Origin of the sequence: Nocardia sp. NPDC051900, assembly GCF_044452545.1 — a bacterium.
GTDB lineage: Bacteria > Actinomycetota > Actinomycetes > Mycobacteriales > Mycobacteriaceae > Nocardia > Nocardia sichangensis.
Map to the genome: position 1 here is coordinate 353,177 of NZ_JBITBU010000006.1, position 19,435 is coordinate 372,611.

Below are 19,435 nucleotides of genomic sequence, written 5' to 3' on the forward strand. Positions count from 1 at the left end.
ACCTCTCGGTCCCTACTGCATCTGGTCGAGCATGTCGGAAAATGCCGCCTTCACGCGCAGCGCCTTCTTGACCTCGTCCGCGGTCACATAGGGGTACTCGCCGTACTCCAGGAAGCTCGGGAATTGATGCTCACGAAAGAACTCGACCACCGCATCGGTATTGGTCTTCCAGTCTTCGGGGAACCCTTCGAGGTTCACGAATACGGTTGTGATGCCCGTCGACAGGAACAAGGCGATAGCATCCTCGACGTACTTGTCGAAGTCGGTGTCGAAGATCCCCTGATATTGGAAACACAACCCGTCGCCGATGTCGAACAGTACCCACCGCAAGTAATGCAGCCGGAGCGGCGCCAGCACAGTGGGATCTTCGGCTACCGCGGCCTCGATTTGCTTGCCGTACTCCCGGATCGCCTCCTCACGGCCGGGTTTGACCCGCGCGATGATCGAGAAGCCGTAATTGGCGGGTGTGCGGGGAAAGACCGGCCCGTACCGGCCTTGCTCGAGCTCGAAGAACCCCTCCTTCGGCAGGGCCATCGCCGCCGGCTTGGACCAATCCGCATCGCCTGTGGTCATTTCCGCCTCCATCTCGATCGGTGCGGCGCGGAGCGAGCTGAAATCCCTTGGCCGAACCGCTCTCGTCGTTGTTATCTGATCGTTTGTCCGAGGTGTGGGTCTCGGAACCCATCGCTTCCCTTGGGTAAGCGGATTGCGACGATCGCTGGAGCCGGGGATGGATGGGGCTGCTGCTGGTCCGCATTGCTGCCTGCGACAGCGGGCCGCGCGCCGGTCGAGCCGACCCGCCGCATCTCGACCGTGGCACGGCTGGTCTCGGGACAAGGATCCGATTTTTCGCGGGTCCATGTTCCGGTCAAGAATGCGGTGGGTTCGGGACCCGCGTCGGACGGGAACAACTCCCAATGAAATGTCGCGATGGTGTGCGGCTCGTTCGATTCCGCGGAGCAGGGAAAGGGGATGCTGTAATCGGTCCGCCAGACCCCGCCCTCGAGCCTCAACATCGGAGCGAAGACGGCGCGAGGATCTTTGCGCGGATCTGTGCCGGAATTTGTGTCCGTCGTTGCGGCGCAGCGGTCGCCCTCACGCATGCACAGGGTGTTGTATTGCTGCCGGAACTTGCTCGGCGGTGGGGGATTGGGAACGTCTGGTGTCGCGGTATATGTGATGGTTACGTCGTAGGAGCCGCTGATCGGCGCGATGGTCGGGCTGGGACCGCGGTCGGGGATGGTTTCGGGAGGGACGACGTCGACCTTCGGATCGATCTCGCCGACGCGGGAAAGCTTCATCTCTTGTTGTTGGGTGTATGCGCAAGGGCCGCCGACGAAACTGAAGGAGTTTCCGGTCCACGCCGGGATGCCGGGTCGGAATTCGAGTCTCTGCCATGCCGGGACGTTCTGCGGCACCTTGGTGATCGGATTTTCGCAATCGGGGTCGGGGCGGGCCCGTATGTCTCTTGTGATCGTCCACGTGCCGTCGCGATAGTCCGCGCTGAACTTGGCCGGGGCTGTCTCCCGCTCGGACGTGCTCTGGCTGGTTATCGAGGCCACGCAGCGTTCGCCGTGCGATGGACAGTCGGATCGGACTGACCATATCCTTTCTTGCGGGGGACTGTTGTCCGGCTTCCCGTTGAGAGTTTTGGGCGTGTAGGTGACTTCGTATTTGCCGTCGAAAGCGACTTCAGGCTTCGATGGCCGGGTCAGCCACCAAATACCCGCCCCTAGTGCCGCGGCGATGAACGCGGCGACCACGGTCACCACTACACCCACGACAGGCCGTTTACGTCGAGGCGGTGTGGTGCCGTCGCGTGGGATCCCGCCCGATTCGGATCGGATGGGCTGAAGACCGGGCAGATCTACGGGAGGTCCAGCGTTGATCGTGGACTTTTGCTCCGCGTACGGCTCTGTGGAGGGTACCGGCGGCGGCGTCCCGGGCCGATCGCGGAGACCTCCGAAGCCGGGGGGCACCGAAGTGGGGCCGGCTCGGGGGGCGCTTCCGGCGGCAACCGCAGGAGCAGTGGTGAGAGCGTGTTCGGCGGCGGCTGCCAGCTCTCCTGCGGTCTGGTAGCGGTCGTCCGGGTCCTTCGCCATGCCCCGGGCGATGACATCGTCGAACCCGACCGGTAGGTCGAGCCGCCGCATGCTCGGCGCCGGGGGTGCTGCGGTCAGGTGCGCCGCGACCTGTTGTTCCGTGCTGGTGCTCGGGTAGGGCGGTATTCCGGTCAGGAATTCGCACAACACACAGGTAAGGGCATATACGTCGGACCGAGCGTCGGCGACCCCGCTGGTGAATCGCTCCGGAGCCATGTAGGCCAAGGTGCCGATCATCGTGCTGGTGCTGGTCAGCGGGGTATTGCTGGCCGAGCGCGCGATACCGAAGTCGATCAGATAGACGAAGCCGGTATCGGTGACCAACAGGTTGGATGGTTTGACGTCGCGGTGTACCAAACTTTGGGCGTGCGCCGCATCCAGTGCCGCCGCGACTTGGGAGATCACCCCAACCGCTGTCGCCGGCTCCATCGCACCATCGCGGTTGAGCAGGGTTCTCGCGTCGTCGCCATCGATCAAGCGCATATCGAGATAGAGGTGGCCTTCGATCTCGCCGTAGCCGTGGATCGGGACCACATGTGGTTCGCGCAGTTGAGCGGTGTCGTGAGCCTCGCGTCGGAACCGCTCCCGGAAGCTGGGATCAATCGCACAGCGCTCGGGCAGCAATTTGATCGCCACGATGCGGTCGGTAGCGGTGTCATAGGCCCGCCATACCTGGCCCATGCCGCCTTCGCCGATCAACTCGTGCAACCGGTAGCGACCGAACGCTATGCCGTTCACCGACCACCTCCCGCACGGATGAATCGCGTTCGCTATGGAGGATCAGCATTGTGAAAAGGTCGCGGTATCGATGATATCGGCCTCGGCATTCCTACTGCATCATTGTCGCGATGCTGCCCGCGTCGCACCTATCCGAGACAGTTTTCGACGGGCTGGCCGACGCGTCGGATCCTCACACTTTCTCGGTGGCGGGCAGATGGGCCGCGCAGACCGCCTCGACGAATTCGCCGACGGTGCTATCGGACAGATTGCGGGCCAGATCGGCCTCGGTGATGATGCCGACCAACATGCCGTTGTCGGTGACCGGGAGCCGCCGGATCCGCTGCTGCTCCATGAGGACCAGCACGTCGCGCACATCGGTGTCGATATCGACGGTGTGCAGTCGGTCGGCGCCCTGCGCCAATTCGCCGGCTGTGGTGGTCTTCGGATTCGCGCCGACACCGACCACCTTCACGACGATATCCCGATCGGTGACTATGCCGACGGGACGGCATTCGCCGTCGCAGATGGGCAGTGCGCCGATGTCGAGCTGCCGCATGCGTTGGGCGGCTGCCTCCATGGTTTCTCGAACACTGATGTGCTGTACGTCGGGCCGCATGATGGTCCGCGCGGTCGTCATGATGCATCTCCTTCTATTACGGCGGCGTGTTCGCTACTCCGATCATCATTCGACGGTGGCGAAGGTATCGACAGGGCAGAAGGTCCTCTGGCGACCGCCTCGGGACCGTTGCACGCCCCGGAGAGTGAGTGTACAGTCACTCACATGAGCAGACGTGCCACTCTTTCCACCGCGGAACTCCGGCGCGAGGCCGTCGTCGACGCCGCGATCGACGAGTTCGCCCGCACCGGCTATCACGGCACGCCGATCACGAGCGTCGCGGCACGCGCATCGATCTCGCCCGCGTACGTCTTCAAGTTGTTTCCCGGCAAGGTATCGCTGTTCGTCGCCGCGCTCGATCGCGCCTTCGAACTGATCGAGGAAGCGCTGTCGGCCGGTGCGTCCCGGCCGGGCGAGACCGACCCGGATGCGATCCTGTATCGGATGGGTGGCGCCTACGCCGAGCTCATCGCGGACAACCGACTGCTCATGGTGCAGGTGCACGCCCAATCCGCGGCCGGCATCCCGGAAATCGCCGCCGCTATGCGCAACGGGCTCGAACGGGTCACCGCGTTCGCCGCGGAGCGGTCCGGCGGTAGCGCCGAGCAGGTCCAGCGCTTCATCGCCTACGGCCAGCTCTGTCATCTGATCACCACGCTCGACATCGACGCGAGCGCAGGAGAGTGGGCGGCAATGCTCGCCAAGGGGATCCGGCACCCGAACCGCATGTAATCGACGTCCTGAGCGGCGAAATCGCCGTTTACCCACAGAGTGATTGATCAATCACACACTAGGAGGTTCCGAGATGAGCACACCGAACGTGACAGTTACCGAGATCGTGTTGCCCGGCAGAGTCGAACCGAGCGGACTGCGGGTGCGGCAGCGCGAACTGCCGTCACCCAGTCGGGGGCAGGCGCTGGTGCGGGTAGAGGCCACTGGAGTCTCCTTCGCCGAGCAGCAGATGCGGCGTGGCAAGTACTACGACCAGCCGCCGTTCCCGTTCGTGCCCGGCTACGACTTGGTCGGCGAGGTCGTCGCCGTGGGTTCGGGAGTGGACGCGGCGCTGCGGGGCCGCAGGGTCGCCGCGCTCACCAAGACCGGCGGCTGGCGCAGCCACGTGCTGCTGGACGCCGCCGACTTGGTGCCGGTGCCGGACGGGCTCGACCCGGCCGAAGCGGAGACGCTGGTCGTCAACGGGATCACCGCGTGGCAGATGCTGCACCGGGTCGCCGGAACCCGGCGCGGTGCGACGATTCTGGTGCACGGCGCGAACGGCGGCGTCGGCTCCACGCTGGTGCAGCTGGCCCGCGCGGCCGGTATCGCGGTGATCGGCACCGCGTCGGCCCGCAACGAGGACGCGGTCCGGGCGCTCGGCGCGCAGTGGGTGGACTACCGCGGCGACGTGCCCGCCCAGGTCCGGGCGCTGGCGCCGAACGGTGTTGACGCGGTGTTCGACCACGTCGGCGGCCCCGGTATCGTGGACTCCTTCCGGCTGCTCGCGCCCGGTGGCACCCTGGTGTCCTACGGCACCGCGGCCACCCGTGACGTCGAAGGCGATTCCCGGCTTCCCGTGCTGAAACTGCTCGCCCGGCTGCAACTGTGGAACGCGGTGCCGAACAAGCGCAGAGCGCACTTCTTCAATCTGTGGGCGGGCAAGCGCGACGCCGCGGCCTTCCGCGCCCGGATCGCCGAGGACCTCGGGCAGGTGTTCGATCTCGCGGTGGCCGGGTCATTGCGGGGACAGGTCGCCGCCCGGTTGCCGCTCACCGAGGTCGCCGAGGCGGTGCGGCTCGCGGAGTCGGGCACGGTGGTCGGCAAGGTCGTGCTGGAACCGTGAACCACGGCTCCCGGACTCCCGATGGTCGCACGGCATGCCCGAGATCATGTCTCCGGTCTCGGCGAGTACCGCGGCAGCGCCGCGCCCGGGAAGCATGCCCACTGAGCTGCTCGGCGTCCGCCCGGCTCGGCAGCCGAAATGGTCGCCACCGTATCCGAATGGTCACAGCGATCGGCATTCCGCATCAGGTCGGGTATCCCGGGGGTAGCGTCCTTGTCGCAGTGTGCACGTTCTCTCCTGAGCACCAAGCAGTTTCTGCTCGCTACCACTCGGACTGTTCGTCCGGGACGGTTACCGATTCAGACCGCACGGAACCAGGACAAGGAGATCGTCATGAAAGCCACACGCCTCGTTCGTTTGGGTCTTCCCCCGTTCTTCGCCGCCGCGGCGGCGCTGTTGTTCTGTCCGCCGACCGCCACGGCGCAGGAGATGTGGAACTACAACTGTTCGTCCCATTCGCCGGTGTGGGAAGGCAGAGTGACCGCTATGGACTGCACGCCGTCGAACGGTGCGCCCGCGAGTGGAGAGATCACGCAGCCGTTCCAGGTGAACGGCGGCGAGGTCATGAACTGCTCGTCCGGATGGGCGCACCTCCCCGACTTGATGGGCAAGGAATGCGGACCGGCACCGATGCGATAGCTGATCGACCGCGTCGGCGGGTGGACCTTGTCGATTCCGGCAAGGCCCACCCGCTTTCTGCTACCAGGATGATGCGATGACCATCACTGCCGAGGACCTTTCGCACCTGCGCCGCTGCGTCGAACTCGCCCGGGAGGCGCTCGACGACGGGGACGAGCCGTTCGGCTCGCTGCTGGTCTCGGTCGACGGGGAAGTGCTCTTCGAGGATCGGAACCGGATCAAAGCGGGTGACGCGACACGTCATCCCGAATTCGAGATCTCTCGCTGGTCCGCGGCACATCTGTCGCCTGACGAGCGCGCCGCGGCCACCGTCTATACCTCCGGCGAGCACTGCCCGATGTGCGCGGCGAGCCACGGATGGGTCGGCCTCGGGCGGATCGTGTACGCCGTGTCGTCCGGTCAATTGGCGTCCTGGCTGGCGGAGTGGGGTGTCCCGCGTGCCCCGGTCGCGGCGCTGCCGATCACCGAGGTCGTGCCGGACGCCGTGGTCGACGGGCCGGTCGCCCAACTAGCCGACTCGATCAAGGCGCTCCACCGTGCGCACGCTTTCCGCAGCTGAAGCGGCGCCACTCAGCCGCAATGGTGTTCAGTTCTCGGCGGTGACGGGACTCCGGTCCAGAATGGTCCTGCTGTGCCGTTCGGCCGGTCCGGACGACGGCGTGTCCAGCGCCGAGGTGTCCCCGGACGGGCGCAGTCTGTACGCGACCACCTTGTCGCCTAGACAGTTGGTGCGCTTCGACATTCACACCGACGGCACCCTGCCGGTGGTCGAACAGCGTATATCGGCACCGGCGTGAATCCGATCTTCCCCACCATCACACCGGACGGGCGGGCACGGTCGTTGCCGACGGCCGGACGATGACCTCGGTGCCCAGTCGCTGAACTGTCGGAGCGCGAAGGCGACGGTCGTTCCGAGCGGCATAGCTCTCGCGCGGATTCAGGAGAGGTTCGCCGGCTCCTCGTCGATGAGGTGGTGGCCGCACTCGAAACCTCCCGTTCCCGAATCACATTCGCCGATTCATTCGGTAGGCGGATGCCGTACGGCTCGAGTGGCGCATCCGGGGCGACTGGATCTGCTGGTGCAGTCGTCCCCCGGGCGATGCCGCAGGGGGATGTGGCGTCGATGTATCACCGGAAACCAGCTGATCATCAACTGCACCAACCGGTCTGGCGGGTGCTTGTGGGGGTGGAAGCGGTTCGGCGAAGCTGCCGCCGAGCCCCTTCGCCTGGCCGGTGGCGGTTCGGGAGGTTATGATCAACGCGATGATGACTCCATCTGTTCAAAGATTGGGGGTTCCGTTCGCACAAGGTGAGTGCTGATGCTCACTCACATCGCGAACGAGGACGACTCCCGCCTTTCCTTCTGGCTGCGTGTGCGTGAATTCGCCGTGCCGCCCTCCATGATCGAGACTGCTACCGCCCGCCGTCGCGTGGGGGACTGGGCGGGCGCGTGTGCCGCGGCAGGCTTCGATGTCGATTTCACTGTCCGGTCGGTGGCGCGTAGCCACGGGCACGAACTCGCGGCTCGAATCCGGGCCGACCTCCGCCATCTGGCTCCTGACCTGTTGCGCTGGCATCTGCCGAGAGTCGCTCCGGACGGGTTGTTGCGGCCGGGTCTGACCATCGCCTTGGCGCGGTACGACACGGCACCGGACCAGCGCGGCGGCGCACGTCCCATGCACCTTGTCGTTCGGACCGCGCCGACTTGGGCGGATGCCGGTCAGCGGATCAGTCTCGCGCTGTGGGACGGATCCGCCGCCGGGACCGGTGCGGGGCTCCATCCGCATCCTCGTCCCGACCGGCGTTTTCGCCTGGATCTCCATCGCCATTTGTGGGACGCGCGCAGGGTCGGCGAGCTGCGGACACGGTCCGGGGCCGAGCGGCCCGAGAATACTTGCGCGATGCCGGAACCCGAACTGCTCGCCGCGGTGCCGCAGATCCGTCCGTGCGCCGTCGACCGCTGGGCGGCCGAGGCGGAGATTCTGCGCCACGCCGAGGGACGGCGTAGCGGTACTTTCGTGGTGCGGCTCGGGGCCAGGCAACGGTTGGTTCTGGACTTGGACGGCAACGGTTCTGGGCCGCCCATGGTGCGGATCGCGTCGAGATACCCGGTTGGCGGCGTCTCCGCGCTGCCCGTCCTGCCCGACGCGGCGACCTGGGTGCTGCCCGATCTGGAACTGCTTCGTGCCGGCGCGATAGCGGCCGATCGGCTGCACCCGCTGGTCGCATCGGCACTGGTACCCGACTACTCACCGAACGATGTGCCCCGCGTCCCGGACCGCGCAGGTCAACCGCGCCTGGTGCAGTGCAGGGGAGAACAGCACAGGATCGGGCTGGTCGACGGGGTCCTGGCCGCGCTGGACCACGACCAGGTCGAGATCCGGCGGGAGGAACTGCTGGTCGCCCTGAACGGCACTCCGCTGCCTTGCCTGCAGGCCATCGATGAGACGCACCGCCATCCGGACTGTCTGGTCGGCGTCCGCGAGCGTTTGGACCATGGCGACACCGCCGGCGCGCTGGCCATCGTAGCGGGACTGCTCGGTCCCGACGCGGTACTGCGCGACGGTGCTCTGCGCGACGAACTGGAAACGTCGGCGCGACAACGAATTACCTACGGACTGTTCAAGGCGGGCCTGTCCGAGCCAGGGATCGGGCGCGTTCCTCCGGTGCGCCGTCCACGCGACCGCCGCGCGCACCCACGCAACGCGACCTCGCGCTGACCCGTCGACCTCGCCGCACATCCACTCGACAACGCAACCCCTTTCAGGTGATCACACATGCTTACTGCTGTCCGTACGTCCGCCGATCCGGCCCGCCCCGCCCAACTCGATGTGGCCGACGAGTTGCTGAGTCTCCTCCGCGAGGTAGCCACCGAACCGCGCCCCGATAACCAACTGGAGGCCTTGGCGCTGGCCGTGGCCGCCGACCTACCGGTTCTCCTATGGGGTGAACCAGGGATCGGGAAGACCGCGGCCCTGACCCAGCTCGCCGCCGACTTGGACCTTCCGCTGACCACGGTGATCGCGAGTGTGCATGAGCCGTCCGACTTTTCGGGTCTTCCCATCATCGGGGACGATCCCGCGGAACACGGAGTCCCGATGGCTCCGCCGGATTGGGCCGTACGGCTCGTCCGGACCGGGCGCGGACTGCTGTTTCTGGACGAACTGTCCACCGCCCCGCCTGCCGTGCAAGCCGCCCTGCTCCGTCTGGTCCTGGAGCGGCGGATCGGCACCGTGCAACTGCCGCCCGGTGTCCGGATCGTCGCCGCGGCCAATCCGCGATCCTCGGCGGCCGATGGCTGGGAACTCAGCCCGCCGCTGGCCAACCGGTTCGTGCATCTGCAATGGACCCACGATCACGATGTGGTCGTTCGCGGCCTCGGCGGGACCTGGCCCCACGCGACACTACCGCGGCTGGCCTCCGAAAGATTGGGCGAGGCTGTGGCTTTCGCGCGCCGAGCGGTGTGTGCGCTTCTGGCGGCTCGTCCCGCTCTCGTGCATCAACTCCCCAGCACCGAAACCCGCCGAGGCGGTCCCTGGCCGTCGCCTCGAAGCTGGGAGATGACATTGCGGCTGATCGCCTTCGCCACCGCGGCCGGTTCATCCCGGGATGTGCTTTCCCAGCTGGTTCGAGGCACTGTTGGCGACGGGCCGGGCTTCGAGCTGCTGGCAAGCTTGGACCGGATGGACCTCCCGGACCCGGAAGTACTGCTCGCCGACCCGGCGGGAGCAGTCCTGCCCGAGCGGGGGGATCTGCGGCAGGCTGTGCTCGACGGCGTTGTGGCTGCGGTCCGCAAACGGCCGGAGAAATCCCGCTGGGATGCGGCATGGGCGCTTTTGGTCAAGGCTTCGGAAACCGGGGCGCCGGATCTGATCGTGGTTCCCGCAACCACTCTCGCCACGCTGCGCCAGGACGACTGGGACGTGCCCGCGGCCATCGAGGAACTCGCCGGAGTGGTATCGGTGTCCACGGAAGCGGATCGGGCAGCGGGCCGTGGCGCGGCGAAGGCAGGCCGATGACCGCGAACGCGCTGCGGACGCTGGACCGCGACAAGCTCTTCGCCGCCCGATTGCACGCCGCCAGGGTCCGGCCCTACCTGGCGACCGCTCTGTTCGCGCTGTGCGTCGTCGAATCGCGCCGAGTACCGACGATGGGTGTCGACCGGCACTGGCGCTGCTACGTGTCGCCTGCGTTCGTGGACCGGACTGCGGTAGCGGATCTGGCCGGTGTGTGGGTGCACGAGGTGTCGCATCTGCTGCGCGACCATCACGGTCGCAGTGACCGCTTCGCCCGGCAACACGACTTGACCGGCCCGGCGGAACGACTGCGGATGAACATCGCCGCGGACTGCGAAATCAACGACGACGCATTCGGCGACGGGCTGCCCCGCCCCGATGACGCTGTTACGCCCGAGTCGTTGGGGTTGCCCGAGGGGGAGCTCATGGAGGACTACCTGCGCAAGTTCCGGCTCGGACCCACTACGCAGGGCATAGCGTGGCTCGACTGCGGCAGCGGCGCAGACGGATTGGAACGCGAATGGGAACTCGGGCCCGACGGTGCGGACGGACTCAGCGAACACGAACGAGACGCCGTCCGATTCCGGGTGGCGCAGGGCATCATCGGCCGTCCGGGGAACGCCTCGAAAGGGTGGCGGCGCTGGGCGGAAGAGGCGTTCCATCCGCCGCAACCATGGCGGGATCTGCTGGGAGCGGCTCTCCGCTCCGCGGTCTGCGTCGCCGGTGCGGGTGCGGACTACACCTATGGCCGGCCGGCACGGCGCTCGGCGGGGGTGCCCGGCGTAGTGCTGCCGAGTCTGCGGCGAACGCCGCCTCGGGTCTCGGTGCTCATCGACACCTCGGGGTCGGTCAGTGATACGGAACTGGGCAGCGCGCTGCTCGAGGTGGCCGCCATCGCCCGTGCCGTGGGCGGCCGCCGCGACCTGGTCACCGTGCTGCCGTGCGACGCGGCGGCGAGGATCGTGCATCCCTTGTGCCGTGCCGAGCGGATACCACTGGTGGGCGGCGGCGGCACTGACCTGCGCACGGGCATCGCCAAGGCGATACGAGCCCACCCCCGCCCCGATGTCCTCGTGGTCCTGACCGACGGCCACACACCTTGGCCGACCACACGGCCACCGTGCCGGACGGTGGTGGGCCTGTTTCGTCGGCAGTACGCCGCTTTGTGGCGCGAAAACGATCCCGATTACGTGCCGGACGCGCCTCCCGCATGGGCCCGAGTAGTCGATATCGGATAGGCGCCCGCTGCTCGGATGATGATGCTCGGTCGGTGCCGCCACCTGGCGATCTCACCAGGGGGGATCCGGCCTCGGTGAAATCGGGGCCCTCATTAGCATCGATACGCGTGTAAATCGAGGAGATCCGAGGACCTACGTTGACTACCGAACAACTCGACCGCTGGAACGCCCAGGAAGCCGCCGCCGAGGCGATGATTCCCATCATCGGCACGTTGTATCGGGGGAAGGGCGTGACGATCCTGCTGCACAGCCGGTCGCTGGTGAACAAGTCGGTGATCAGCATCCTGCGGACGCACCGCTTCGCGCGGCAGATCGACGGTGAGGAGTTGTCGGTGGACGAGACTCTTCCCTTCCTGCGAGTGCTCAGTGAACTGGATCTCGGGCCCTGCAAGATCGATCTCGGTCAGTTGGTCATGACCTACCGCGCCGACGATCGCGGACTGTCGATCCGCGAGTTCACCGCTGCGGTGCTGGCCGAGGTGACCAACGGCAACAAGGCTCTGTCACCGGGCCCGAGGGATGTCGTCCTCTATGGCTTCGGCCGCATCGGTCGCCTGGTCGCTCGCCTGCTCATCGAGAAGGCCGGATCCGGCAACGGGCTGAACCTGCGTGCCGTGGTGGTGCGCAAGGGAGGCGACGACGATCTGAACAAGCGAGCGTCGCTGCTTCGCAGGGATTCGGTGCACGGCGCATTCAACGGCACGATCAAGGTCGATACCGGCAACGACACGATCACCGCGAACGGCAACACGATCAAGTTCATCTACAGCGATGATCCGACGACGATCGACTACACCGAGTACGGGATAACGAACGCGATCCTGATCGACAACACGGGCAGGTGGCGTGATCGGGACGGGCTGTCGCAGCATCTGCGCCCCGGCATCGCGAAAGTCGTTCTCACCGCGCCCGGTAAGGGCGATATCCCGAATATCGTGCACGGCGTGAACCATCGCGGCCTGGACCTGTCGCAGCAAATCTTCTCGTGCGCCTCGTGCACGACCAACGCGATCGTTCCGCCGCTCAAGGCCATGGACGACGAGTACGGCATCATCCGCGGCCACGTGGAGACGGTTCATTCGTTCACCAACGACCAGAACTTGCTGGACAACTATCACAAGGCGGACCGGCGCGGTCGTTCCGCGCCGTTCAATCTCGTGCTCACCGAAACGGGTGCCGCGTCCGCGGTCGCGAAGGCTATGCCGGATTTCAAGGCCAAGATCACCGGCAACTCGATTCGTGTTCCCACCCCCGACGTTTCGGTCGCGATTCTGAACCTGCAGCTTCAGCGGGAGACGACGAAGAGCGACGTGCTCGCTTACTTGCGCGGGGTTTCGCTCGCCGGACCGTTGAGCCGAAACCTCGATTACACCGCCGCCACGGACGTGGTTTCCAGCGATTTCATCGGATCGCGCGCAGCGTCGATCATCGATGCCAATGCCACGATCGTCGAGGGTGACACCGCGATTCTCTATGTCTGGTACGACAACGAATTCGGCTACTCGTGCCAGGTGGTGCGGACGGTGCAGTACATCTCGGGCATCGAGTACCCGACCTATCCTCAGGCCGGCGCGCGGCTGGACGGCACCGCCGACGCCCGCGTGCTGACTGCGACCGACGCTCGGTAACTCGCACAGCCGAGATATTGGTCGGCAACCGGCCGAGCAGCGCGACGGACATATGTCTCGCGCTCGCCGATGTCTGTGCAACCCGATCGTCACGCGGATGTGTCGTCGATCGGCACATCCGTTCACCTCGCGGTGGTCTCCTCGCGCGACTCTGTTCCCGAGCCAGGCGAGTCTTCCGCGCTGACTTCCGATAGCCTGCTGTCGTCGACGCCGGGTATGGAAGGACAACGGTCCGAGCCCGGAAACCAACAGTGACAACAGGATGTGCAGGCAATCCGTGGTTCTCGAAGGTTCTACCGGTCGGACGATGCCGACATCCTCCGTCACGACAACCGCGCTCGCGGACTATGACCCGATCGATCCGGACGGACAGCAAGCAGCGCCGGTTGCTTCGTCGCCGACCGCCGAGACCAAGGAAAACCGACCGGCGCGTGGCAGCGAGTATGCGGTGTTGCTGCGTCGAGTGCGCCAAGCCGGGCTACTGGATCGGCGGTTGCGGTATTACGTCTGGAAGAGTGCGGCCACCGCGGTGGCGTTCGCTGCCGGGTGGGCGGTGTTCGTCATGGTCGGCGACTCGTGGTGGCAGCTGGTGGTTGCCGCGTTCTTGGCAGTGGTATTCGCGCAGATCGCGTTCCTCGGCCACGATGCCGGGCACCGACAGATCTTCGCCGGTCGGCGGGCCAACTACTTGTTCGGTGTGATCGCGGGCAATCTCGGCATCGGGGTGAGCATCGGCTGGTGGGTCAGTAATCACAACCGCCACCACGCTCACCCCAACACCGAGGGTTCGGATCCGGACGTGATGGGGGTGCTGGCCCATTCCGGCGATCGAGCACGGACCGGCAAAGGCATCCGGCGGTTGATTTTCCGCTATCAAGCCTGGCTGTTCTTTCCGATGTTGTTGCTCGAGGCCGGCAGTCTGCACTATGCGAGTGTCCGGGCGGTGCTGCGCTGGGCGATACCCAACCGCGTCTGGGAGGCCGCGCTGCTGGCCGCGCATGCCGCCGGGTATCTCGCCGCGGTCTTCCTGGTCTTGTCGCCGGGTAAAGCGCTTGTCTTCATCGCTGTGCACCAGGGCCTGTTCGGGTTCTATATGGGCTGCACTTTCGCGCCCAACCACAAGGGGATGGAGGTACTGGCCGAAGGCGAGTCGACAGACTTTCTGCGTCGGCAGGTGCTCACGTCCCGCAATGTCCGCGGCGGCCGACTCGTCGACGCCGCCCTCGGCGGACTGAATTACCAGATCGAGCACCACCTGTTCCCGTCCATGCCGCGGCCCAACCTGCGCCGGGCCAAGCCGGTGGTCGAACAGTTCTGCGTCGAACTCGAGGTGCCCTACTGCGAGACCAGCGTCCTGGACTCCTACCGCCAAGCGCTGAGCCACCTCCACGCCGTCGGCCGACTCGCCGGCCCGCAATCTTCTGCGGTAGCCGACAGTCGACCCGACTGACTTCTCACCTCAGCTGAACCATTACAGCGCTGTCTACCGGCTTCTGGGCTGGTAGCTCGTTCGTTCCGCGGCACAGCAGGACACTCGGACTCGATCCTGTCAGCGGACCGAGCACCCTTTCGCCCGCTCGGCGTGACATTTTCGCGACCATTTCGTAATGTATCGGTGACCTATTCTCGACTGTAATCGGTAGCCGACATCATGCCTGGTCAACACCGTAAACGGACCGCAGCCCGGAAGCTCAGTGCCCTGGCCGTATGCGGCATCGCCGCGGCCCTCGCCGTCGTGTTGTGGGCGGTAACGCGACCGGGCCTGGAGGCTCAGCATGCCGCAGCGGCCGATTCGCCGCCGTCGGCCGCCGTCGCGCCGCCGACCAGCGTGCCGTCGATCACTCGGCCGACAGCGGCGGCGTCCGCGGCCGAGCAACCACCACCGTCGGCCAGGGAGGCTGCGCAGCACCTGCCACCACCGCCTCCCCCTGTACCGTGCTCGACCGAACTCGCAGGCACGCGGCCGCACGTGGCGCAGGTGGGCAACCTACTCAAGAAGACGTTCGCCGTCGCCGACATCGGCGGCGCCATCGGCCGTAGCGACGGCGACCACGGCGCAGGCTTGGCACTCGATCTCATGACACCCGATTCCGCGCGGGGCGACGCGATCGCCGAATACGTGCTGGCCAATCAGCAGCGTTTCGGTGTGACCTACGTGATCTGGCGGCAGCGGTACAACGATGGCAGCGGTTGGTCCTATCTGGAAGACCGCGGGAGCCCGACCGCCAATCACTACGACCATGTGCATGTGTCGTTCGACAAGGCCGCCCAGGGAGACGTAGCCTGCTGAACTTCATTCGGTGGGTGGCCCGAAAAAAAGTTCGTGCCGTCCGGCGACTTCGCCGGGCGGCACGAACCTGTGTTCAAGGAAGCTCAGCGCTCGCAGCACTGGGAGCTGTCTCCCTAGTGGGCAAACGGAATCTTGGGGTCCGCCCGCCGCATCTGCTTCGATGCGGCGAATCGACTAGTTCAGCTGTAGCGAATTCACCGCTGTAGTGCGGGCCGCGGTGTGGAGCGGAGCGGCGCAGGGAAGTCCGGCCCCGAAGGGGCAGACGGACGATGCGGTGATCTACCGAGACCGGATCAGGAGGCGGGCTTGGGCTGGGTCAGGTCCCGGATGCCGGTGATCGCATCGATGACGTTGACGACGGCGGAGGTGCCCCCGTCGAGGGCCGAGCTGCCGGAGTCCAGCATGGCGGAACCGGAGGACGAGCCGGCCGAACCAGTGGACGAGCCACCGTCGGCCGAACCCGAGGCCAGGCCCGCGGAACCGGTGCCGGCGGCGGAGTGGGCGGCGGAGGCCACCGCGACCGGGCCGAAGAACAGGGCAGCGGCGGAGACGGTGCTGGCGGCGAGAAGGGCCTTACGAGAGAACATCTACGGAGCTTCCTTTCACAGTGGGATAACGACGCCATCACGGGCGCACCAGCAACGTTAAGAAAAAGAAATCTACAAATCCACTTCTATTGCTGTGGTAATCATCACCGTTAATAGTTGGCTAACTGAATATTTTGCGGAGGTAACACAAATTGATCTTCATCCACCGGTGAAGTCGATGATCAAATCGAGTCGATTTCTCGGCACCCCGCGTATCAACGTGCGGCGGAGTCGATCTCGCGGTGCGCTTCCATTCTGTTCGGCGTGAGTCGAGCCGACGGCACACTCGGCGCCACTAACCTGTGTCGTCCGGTTTTACCTGCTAGGGGACGGGTCGCACTGCGGTATGTCGGTACAATTTGGCATCCGATGCACGTCCTGCGGCGGCTCCCCCGTGCTCAACCGATGCATTCGCCTACCGAACGCCCCTCCGGTCGATCCATCCAAGTGGAAGCATGCTCTCCGGTTTCGGTCGAATATTGCGCAAATCTGCGGATCCTCGGCGTCGTGATCGCTTTATGGCGCAGAAATAAACACGTCTTCTGCAAATATGCAGACAATGCATGAGCCTGGACGGACTGTTGTTGAAGATGAAATCGGCGACTGCATCCCGTTACGGACCTGCCGGATGTGCTGGCTGGTGCCGCTGAGACTGCCCTGGGGCCTTGGCGTCGACGTGATAGACGAGCACGCCGCCTGCGCTGAGCCCGCACAGCACGATCGGCCGGTTGTCCCGGGCCCGGTCGTGTGCGGTGAGGTCGACGAGAAGGTCGACCCAGTCGCCGATGATCGGGTTCGCGTCGGGCTCGATCGCTCCGCCCCTGTCTCGGCTCGATGCTCCGACGACCGGTAGTCGAGTCGAATCGGCTGATCTTGAATGGGGTATGTTCGAAAGGCTGGCATGGCAGGAGGATTCGAGGGTGACCGCAGTGAACGGTATGTCGGTCGACGTCCGGACATCCGACGGTGTCGCTGACTCGTATGTCGCCTACCCCGACGATGGCGCCGCCCATCCGGGAGTGCTCGTGATTCAGGACGGTTTCGGACTGCGGCCCAGCCTGCGATCACTGGCCGATCGTATTGCCGCCCATGGCTACACCGTTCTGCTGCCGAACGCCTATTACCGGCACGGGCGTGCGCCTGTGATCGAGCTGCCGGACTTCATCGACCCGGGGGAGCGGCCGGAGATCTTCCAACAGGTCTTCCCGATGATCCGCGAGCTGACCCCGGAGCTCCTGCGTTCGGATGTCGGCGCATATCTCGAGTGGCTGGCAGCGTCGCCGCAGGTCATAGCGGGAAAGGTCGGCGTCACGGGTTACTGCATGGGTGCGCGGCTGGCGGTGCTGACCGCCGCCATGTTCCCCGATCGGGTTGCGGCGGTGGCAGGATTCCACGGCGGACCGCTGGTGACCGACACCCCGGACAGTCCGCATCTCACCCTCGGAAACATCACGGCGGAACTGTATTTCGCCCACGCGGGCGAGGATCACCACATGACTCCGGAACATATCGCCCTGTTCGACAAGGCGCTGGATGCCGCCGGTGTCCGCCACCGCACCGAGGTCTACGAGGGTGCCCAACACGGCTACACCCAGGCCGATACTTCCGCACACGATCCCGAGGCCGATGAACGGCACTACCGCGAACTGCTGGCCCTGTTCGACCGCAATTTGCGCCGCTAGCCGGGCTCAGCCGACCTCGCGGAAGCACCTGTCAGGTCGGCGGCGCGTGTCGGATGCCCCGCCACCCTAGCGGGAATCGGACCCCAGAGGCCTGGACGTCGTGAATCAGCTGCGCGTAGCCTTCGCAGGCCTCACCGAGGTGAAACCATGCCTCGTGCCGCACGTCGTTGTCATCGACGTGTAGCACCGTCCACCACGCGTTGGCATAGATCTTTGCGATATGGCTGATCACCTCTCCCAGGGAATGGGTGTGCCTGCGCGCTCCGGGGGCTCTCGGAACATGGACGAACGCCCACGAATCGATCTCGCTGACGATCTCGGCAATGTCGATGTGGACGCGGGCTTCATCGAATTCGGCGGGAAGACGCGTTCGATTCAGGCGCACTGGGATCAGTGCCGCGTGCAGATCGCCCAACTCCCTAGCCCACTCGATCAGCGATGATCCTTGCGTAAGGTGACCAGCGATCGCCGCCAATAACTGATCAGGCCCGAGCAACGGTGCTTTCCCTTCCTCCGGATCGCCGTCGTCGCGCGGCCGGAGTGGTTCGGCCCGGGAGCAGAAGACCGTGGCGGTCATCGTCGCACCTCATACCGAGGCGCGACGGAGGTCGGTGCGGTTTCTTCGGCAAGGTGAACCGCGTGGCGGAGTCCCTGACCATGAGCTGCGCCGGAGGTGAATTCGACGCGTTCGTCCAAGCATCCCACTGGAGTTCCTTCAAACCGGGTTTTGCCGTTGCTGTCGATGGCGGTCGTCGCCGATGACCTGTGCGGACGGTGGAGATCTGCCGCACCTTGATACCTGATCGGCCATTATCAGCAGAGTGTATACACTATGGCATCAGAGAATGCGCTCGTCAACGGTTCTGTGCCCGAAGGTAGGCGTGCGACGAGATGCGGGCTCGAACGGGTTCCCGCTCAATGCCATTCGTAGGTGCCGCGGCCGAGTGACAGGCGCATCGAAACGCTGCCCTCGTTGAGGCGCCACCGATGAACGACGAAGCTGCGCAGACCCGCCGTGACGAACGGATCCGCTGACGCGATGGCGGTTGCGTCGGCTTCGTCGGAGGCGCGCAAGACCGTGACGCCCGATCCCGGACCGGCGCCGGGGCCGCTGACGAGGGGGCCCGACAGGAAGACGAGGCCGCGTTTCTCGAGGTCCAGCAGCCAGGCTATGTGCGCGGGGGCGAGGGCGGCGATGTCCTCGGAGGTCGTCCCGGCCGAAGGGGTGGAGGTCAGCATCCAGTAGTCCTGGCCCAGGAGCAGTGAGGGGTCAGGGGCGTCGCGATCGGCGGCGGGGGGCAATAAACTCATCGCATAACTGTATGCAATTTCCGTGCGGCAGCAACATCCGGAAGAACCTTGACAGTAAAAGTGCATACACATTACGGTCGGACGCGTAGGGAACAGGAGTGACGCCACCTGCGGACTCCTCGGCCGGGCGGTTCCAGGAGCACTCGATCGACCAGCACATGACCCGGCCGCCACCACGGGAAGGAAAATTCACCATGCCGATCGCTGAACTCGGTCATTTCGGAGTTTTCTGCGATGACCTGGAAGCCAGTACAGCGTTCTACCGCGACGTCCTCGGACTGACGGTCACCGATGAGGACCTGAATCTGGGCATGCGGTTCTTCAGTGCCCGGCCGAACTTCGAACACCACGAGTTCCAGCTCGTCGAAGGCCGGACCGTGGCGCGCGCCGACGAGAACACCAAACTCATTCAGCAGGTCTCGTTCCGGGTCAATCATCTGACCGAGTTGATCGAGTTCCACCGCAGATTCATCGAGCACGATGTCGACTTCGACATGATCGTGACGCACGGCAACGCGTTCGGCATCTATTTCTTCGATCCCGAGGGCAACCGTTGCGAGGTGTACTGGCAGACCGGACTGCCCGCCCGCCAGCCATTCCTGGCAGCGATCGACCTCACCGAACCGATCGAGAAACTGCTGGCCGACAACGCGGCGCTGGTAGCTCGGTACGGGGAGACCGGCTATCTGCAGCCGGGGCTGGTGAAGAACCTCATCCCGGACGCGATCGACTCCTGACACCGTGCGTTCGGCAAGTTTCCACAGGAGAG

General features: G+C 65.5%; 19 protein-coding genes. 13 read left to right on the top strand and 6 right to left on the bottom strand.

The annotated features are described in order from the left end of the window. Positions 1-12 precede the first annotated feature (12 nt). From ACIA5H_RS12710 to ACIA5H_RS12720, 3 genes are all read right to left on the bottom strand, one after another. Positions 13-573: a hypothetical protein gene (locus ACIA5H_RS12710; RefSeq protein ID WP_397075973.1), complete on the bottom strand. Its 561-nt coding sequence runs from the start codon at positions 571-573 to the stop codon at positions 13-15. 71 nt (positions 574-644) lie between these two features. Further along, positions 645-2,810, bottom strand: coding sequence for a protein kinase (locus tag ACIA5H_RS12715; RefSeq protein WP_397075975.1), 2,166 nt, complete (start codon positions 2,808-2,810; stop codon positions 645-647). A 202-nt stretch (positions 2,811-3,012) separates the two neighbouring features. After that, positions 3,013-3,459, bottom strand: a complete 447-nt coding sequence (locus ACIA5H_RS12720) for a CBS domain-containing protein (RefSeq protein WP_379254330.1) — start codon at positions 3,457-3,459, stop codon at positions 3,013-3,015. A gap of 144 nt (positions 3,460-3,603) precedes the next feature. Between ACIA5H_RS12720 and ACIA5H_RS12725 the strand changes: the two genes are divergently transcribed. The 11 genes from ACIA5H_RS12725 to ACIA5H_RS12775 all read left to right on the top strand — a co-directional run bounded on the left by ACIA5H_RS12725 (position 3,604) and on the right by ACIA5H_RS12775 (position 15,086). Next, the gene (locus ACIA5H_RS12725) at positions 3,604-4,170 is read left to right on the top strand and encodes a TetR/AcrR family transcriptional regulator (protein ID WP_397075978.1); all 567 of its coding nucleotides are present in this window, start codon (positions 3,604-3,606) and stop codon (positions 4,168-4,170) included. 73 nt (positions 4,171-4,243) lie between these two features. Then, a complete protein-coding gene (locus tag ACIA5H_RS12730) occupies positions 4,244-5,275 on the top strand; it encodes a medium chain dehydrogenase/reductase family protein (protein WP_397075980.1) in 1,032 nt (343 codons plus the stop codon). Between the two features lie 333 nt (positions 5,276-5,608). Further along, entirely contained in the window at positions 5,609-5,914 is a 306-nt protein-coding gene (locus tag ACIA5H_RS12735; protein WP_364426146.1) for a hypothetical protein, read from the top strand. Positions 5,915-5,990: 76 nt separating this feature from the next. Further along, the gene (locus ACIA5H_RS12740; protein WP_397075983.1) at positions 5,991-6,473 is read left to right on the top strand and encodes a nucleoside deaminase; all 483 of its coding nucleotides are present in this window, start codon (positions 5,991-5,993) and stop codon (positions 6,471-6,473) included. Beyond that, positions 6,451-6,711: a hypothetical protein gene (locus ACIA5H_RS12745; protein WP_397075985.1), complete on the top strand. Its 261-nt coding sequence runs from the start codon at positions 6,451-6,453 to the stop codon at positions 6,709-6,711. The genes ACIA5H_RS12740 and ACIA5H_RS12745 overlap by 23 nt, the downstream gene beginning before the upstream one ends. Positions 6,712-7,233: 522 nt before the next feature. Then, entirely contained in the window at positions 7,234-8,634 is a 1,401-nt protein-coding gene (locus ACIA5H_RS12750; protein WP_397075987.1) for a hypothetical protein, read from the top strand. A 57-nt stretch (positions 8,635-8,691) separates the two neighbouring features. Further along, positions 8,692-9,933 carry an AAA family ATPase gene (locus ACIA5H_RS12755; RefSeq protein WP_397075989.1) on the top strand — a complete coding sequence of 414 codons (1,242 nt, stop codon included), beginning with the start codon at positions 8,692-8,694 and terminating at the stop codon, positions 9,931-9,933. Next, on the top strand, positions 9,930-11,168 hold the full coding sequence (locus ACIA5H_RS12760) for a VWA-like domain-containing protein (RefSeq protein ID WP_397075991.1): 1,239 nt from the start codon (positions 9,930-9,932) through the stop codon (positions 11,166-11,168). Before ACIA5H_RS12755 ends, ACIA5H_RS12760 begins: the two co-directional genes overlap by 4 nt. A 137-nt stretch (positions 11,169-11,305) precedes the next feature. After that, positions 11,306-12,796 (top strand): glyceraldehyde-3-phosphate dehydrogenase, encoded by a 1,491-nt coding sequence (locus tag ACIA5H_RS12765; RefSeq protein WP_397075993.1) that lies wholly within the window; start codon positions 11,306-11,308, stop codon positions 12,794-12,796. A 307-nt stretch (positions 12,797-13,103) separates the two neighbouring features. Next, positions 13,104-14,246: a fatty acid desaturase family protein gene (locus tag ACIA5H_RS12770; RefSeq protein WP_397075995.1), complete on the top strand. Its 1,143-nt coding sequence runs from the start codon at positions 13,104-13,106 to the stop codon at positions 14,244-14,246. Between the two features lie 201 nt (positions 14,247-14,447). Next, entirely contained in the window at positions 14,448-15,086 is a 639-nt protein-coding gene (locus ACIA5H_RS12775; protein ID WP_397075997.1) for a hypothetical protein, read from the top strand. A 293-nt stretch (positions 15,087-15,379) separates the two neighbouring features. Here the strand turns inward: ACIA5H_RS12775 and ACIA5H_RS12780 are convergent, their stop codons facing one another. Further along, positions 15,380-15,673 (bottom strand): hypothetical protein, encoded by a 294-nt coding sequence (locus tag ACIA5H_RS12780; RefSeq protein WP_355073792.1) that lies wholly within the window; start codon positions 15,671-15,673, stop codon positions 15,380-15,382. A 920-nt stretch (positions 15,674-16,593) separates the two neighbouring features. Between ACIA5H_RS12780 and ACIA5H_RS12785 the strand changes: the two genes are divergently transcribed. Beyond that, a complete protein-coding gene (locus tag ACIA5H_RS12785; protein WP_379252195.1) occupies positions 16,594-17,355 on the top strand; it encodes a dienelactone hydrolase family protein in 762 nt (253 codons plus the stop codon). Between the two features lie 31 nt (positions 17,356-17,386). On the opposite strand, the gene ACIA5H_RS12790 is transcribed toward ACIA5H_RS12785, so the two are convergent. Then, a complete protein-coding gene (locus ACIA5H_RS12790) occupies positions 17,387-17,932 on the bottom strand; it encodes a hypothetical protein (RefSeq protein WP_379252196.1) in 546 nt (181 codons plus the stop codon). A 338-nt stretch (positions 17,933-18,270) separates the two neighbouring features. Further along, complete coding sequence (locus ACIA5H_RS12795) at positions 18,271-18,666, bottom strand: YciI family protein (protein ID WP_397076000.1); 396 nt, start codon at positions 18,664-18,666, stop codon at positions 18,271-18,273. Between the two features lie 98 nt (positions 18,667-18,764). Here ACIA5H_RS12795 and ACIA5H_RS12800 point away from each other — a divergent pair, with 98 nt between their 5' ends. Continuing rightward, a complete protein-coding gene (locus tag ACIA5H_RS12800) occupies positions 18,765-19,403 on the top strand; it encodes a VOC family protein (RefSeq protein WP_379252198.1) in 639 nt (212 codons plus the stop codon). Positions 19,404-19,435: the final 32 nt, after the last annotated feature.

Excerpts from the sequence above, each read along its gene's own strand:
- ACIA5H_RS12735 (WP_364426146.1), top strand. The coding sequence starts at position 5,609 with ATGAAAGCCACACGCCTCGTTCGTTTGGGTCTTCCCCCGTTCTTCGCC.
- ACIA5H_RS12725 (WP_397075978.1), top strand. The coding sequence starts at position 3,604 with ATGAGCAGACGTGCCACTCTTTCCACCGCGGAACTCCGGCGCGAGGCC.
- ACIA5H_RS12755 (WP_397075989.1), top strand. The coding sequence starts at position 8,692 with ATGCTTACTGCTGTCCGTACGTCCGCCGATCCGGCCCGCCCCGCCCAA.
- ACIA5H_RS12760 (WP_397075991.1), top strand. The coding sequence starts at position 9,930 with ATGACCGCGAACGCGCTGCGGACGCTGGACCGCGACAAGCTCTTCGCC.
- ACIA5H_RS12790 (WP_379252196.1), bottom strand. The coding sequence starts at position 17,932 with ATGACCGCCACGGTCTTCTGCTCCCGGGCCGAACCACTCCGGCCGCGC.
- ACIA5H_RS12775 (WP_397075997.1), top strand. The coding sequence starts at position 14,448 with ATGCCTGGTCAACACCGTAAACGGACCGCAGCCCGGAAGCTCAGTGCC.
- ACIA5H_RS12750 (WP_397075987.1), top strand. The coding sequence starts at position 7,234 with ATGCTCACTCACATCGCGAACGAGGACGACTCCCGCCTTTCCTTCTGG.
- ACIA5H_RS12730 (WP_397075980.1), top strand. The coding sequence starts at position 4,244 with ATGAGCACACCGAACGTGACAGTTACCGAGATCGTGTTGCCCGGCAGA.
- ACIA5H_RS12720 (WP_379254330.1), bottom strand. The coding sequence starts at position 3,459 with ATGACGACCGCGCGGACCATCATGCGGCCCGACGTACAGCACATCAGT.
- ACIA5H_RS12780 (WP_355073792.1), bottom strand. The coding sequence starts at position 15,673 with ATGTTCTCTCGTAAGGCCCTTCTCGCCGCCAGCACCGTCTCCGCCGCT.
- ACIA5H_RS12710 (WP_397075973.1), bottom strand. The coding sequence starts at position 573 with ATGACCACAGGCGATGCGGATTGGTCCAAGCCGGCGGCGATGGCCCTG.
- ACIA5H_RS12770 (WP_397075995.1), top strand. The coding sequence starts at position 13,104 with ATGCCGACATCCTCCGTCACGACAACCGCGCTCGCGGACTATGACCCG.
- ACIA5H_RS12740 (WP_397075983.1), top strand. The coding sequence starts at position 5,991 with ATGACCATCACTGCCGAGGACCTTTCGCACCTGCGCCGCTGCGTCGAA.
- ACIA5H_RS12795 (WP_397076000.1), bottom strand. The coding sequence starts at position 18,666 with ATGAGTTTATTGCCCCCCGCCGCCGATCGCGACGCCCCTGACCCCTCA.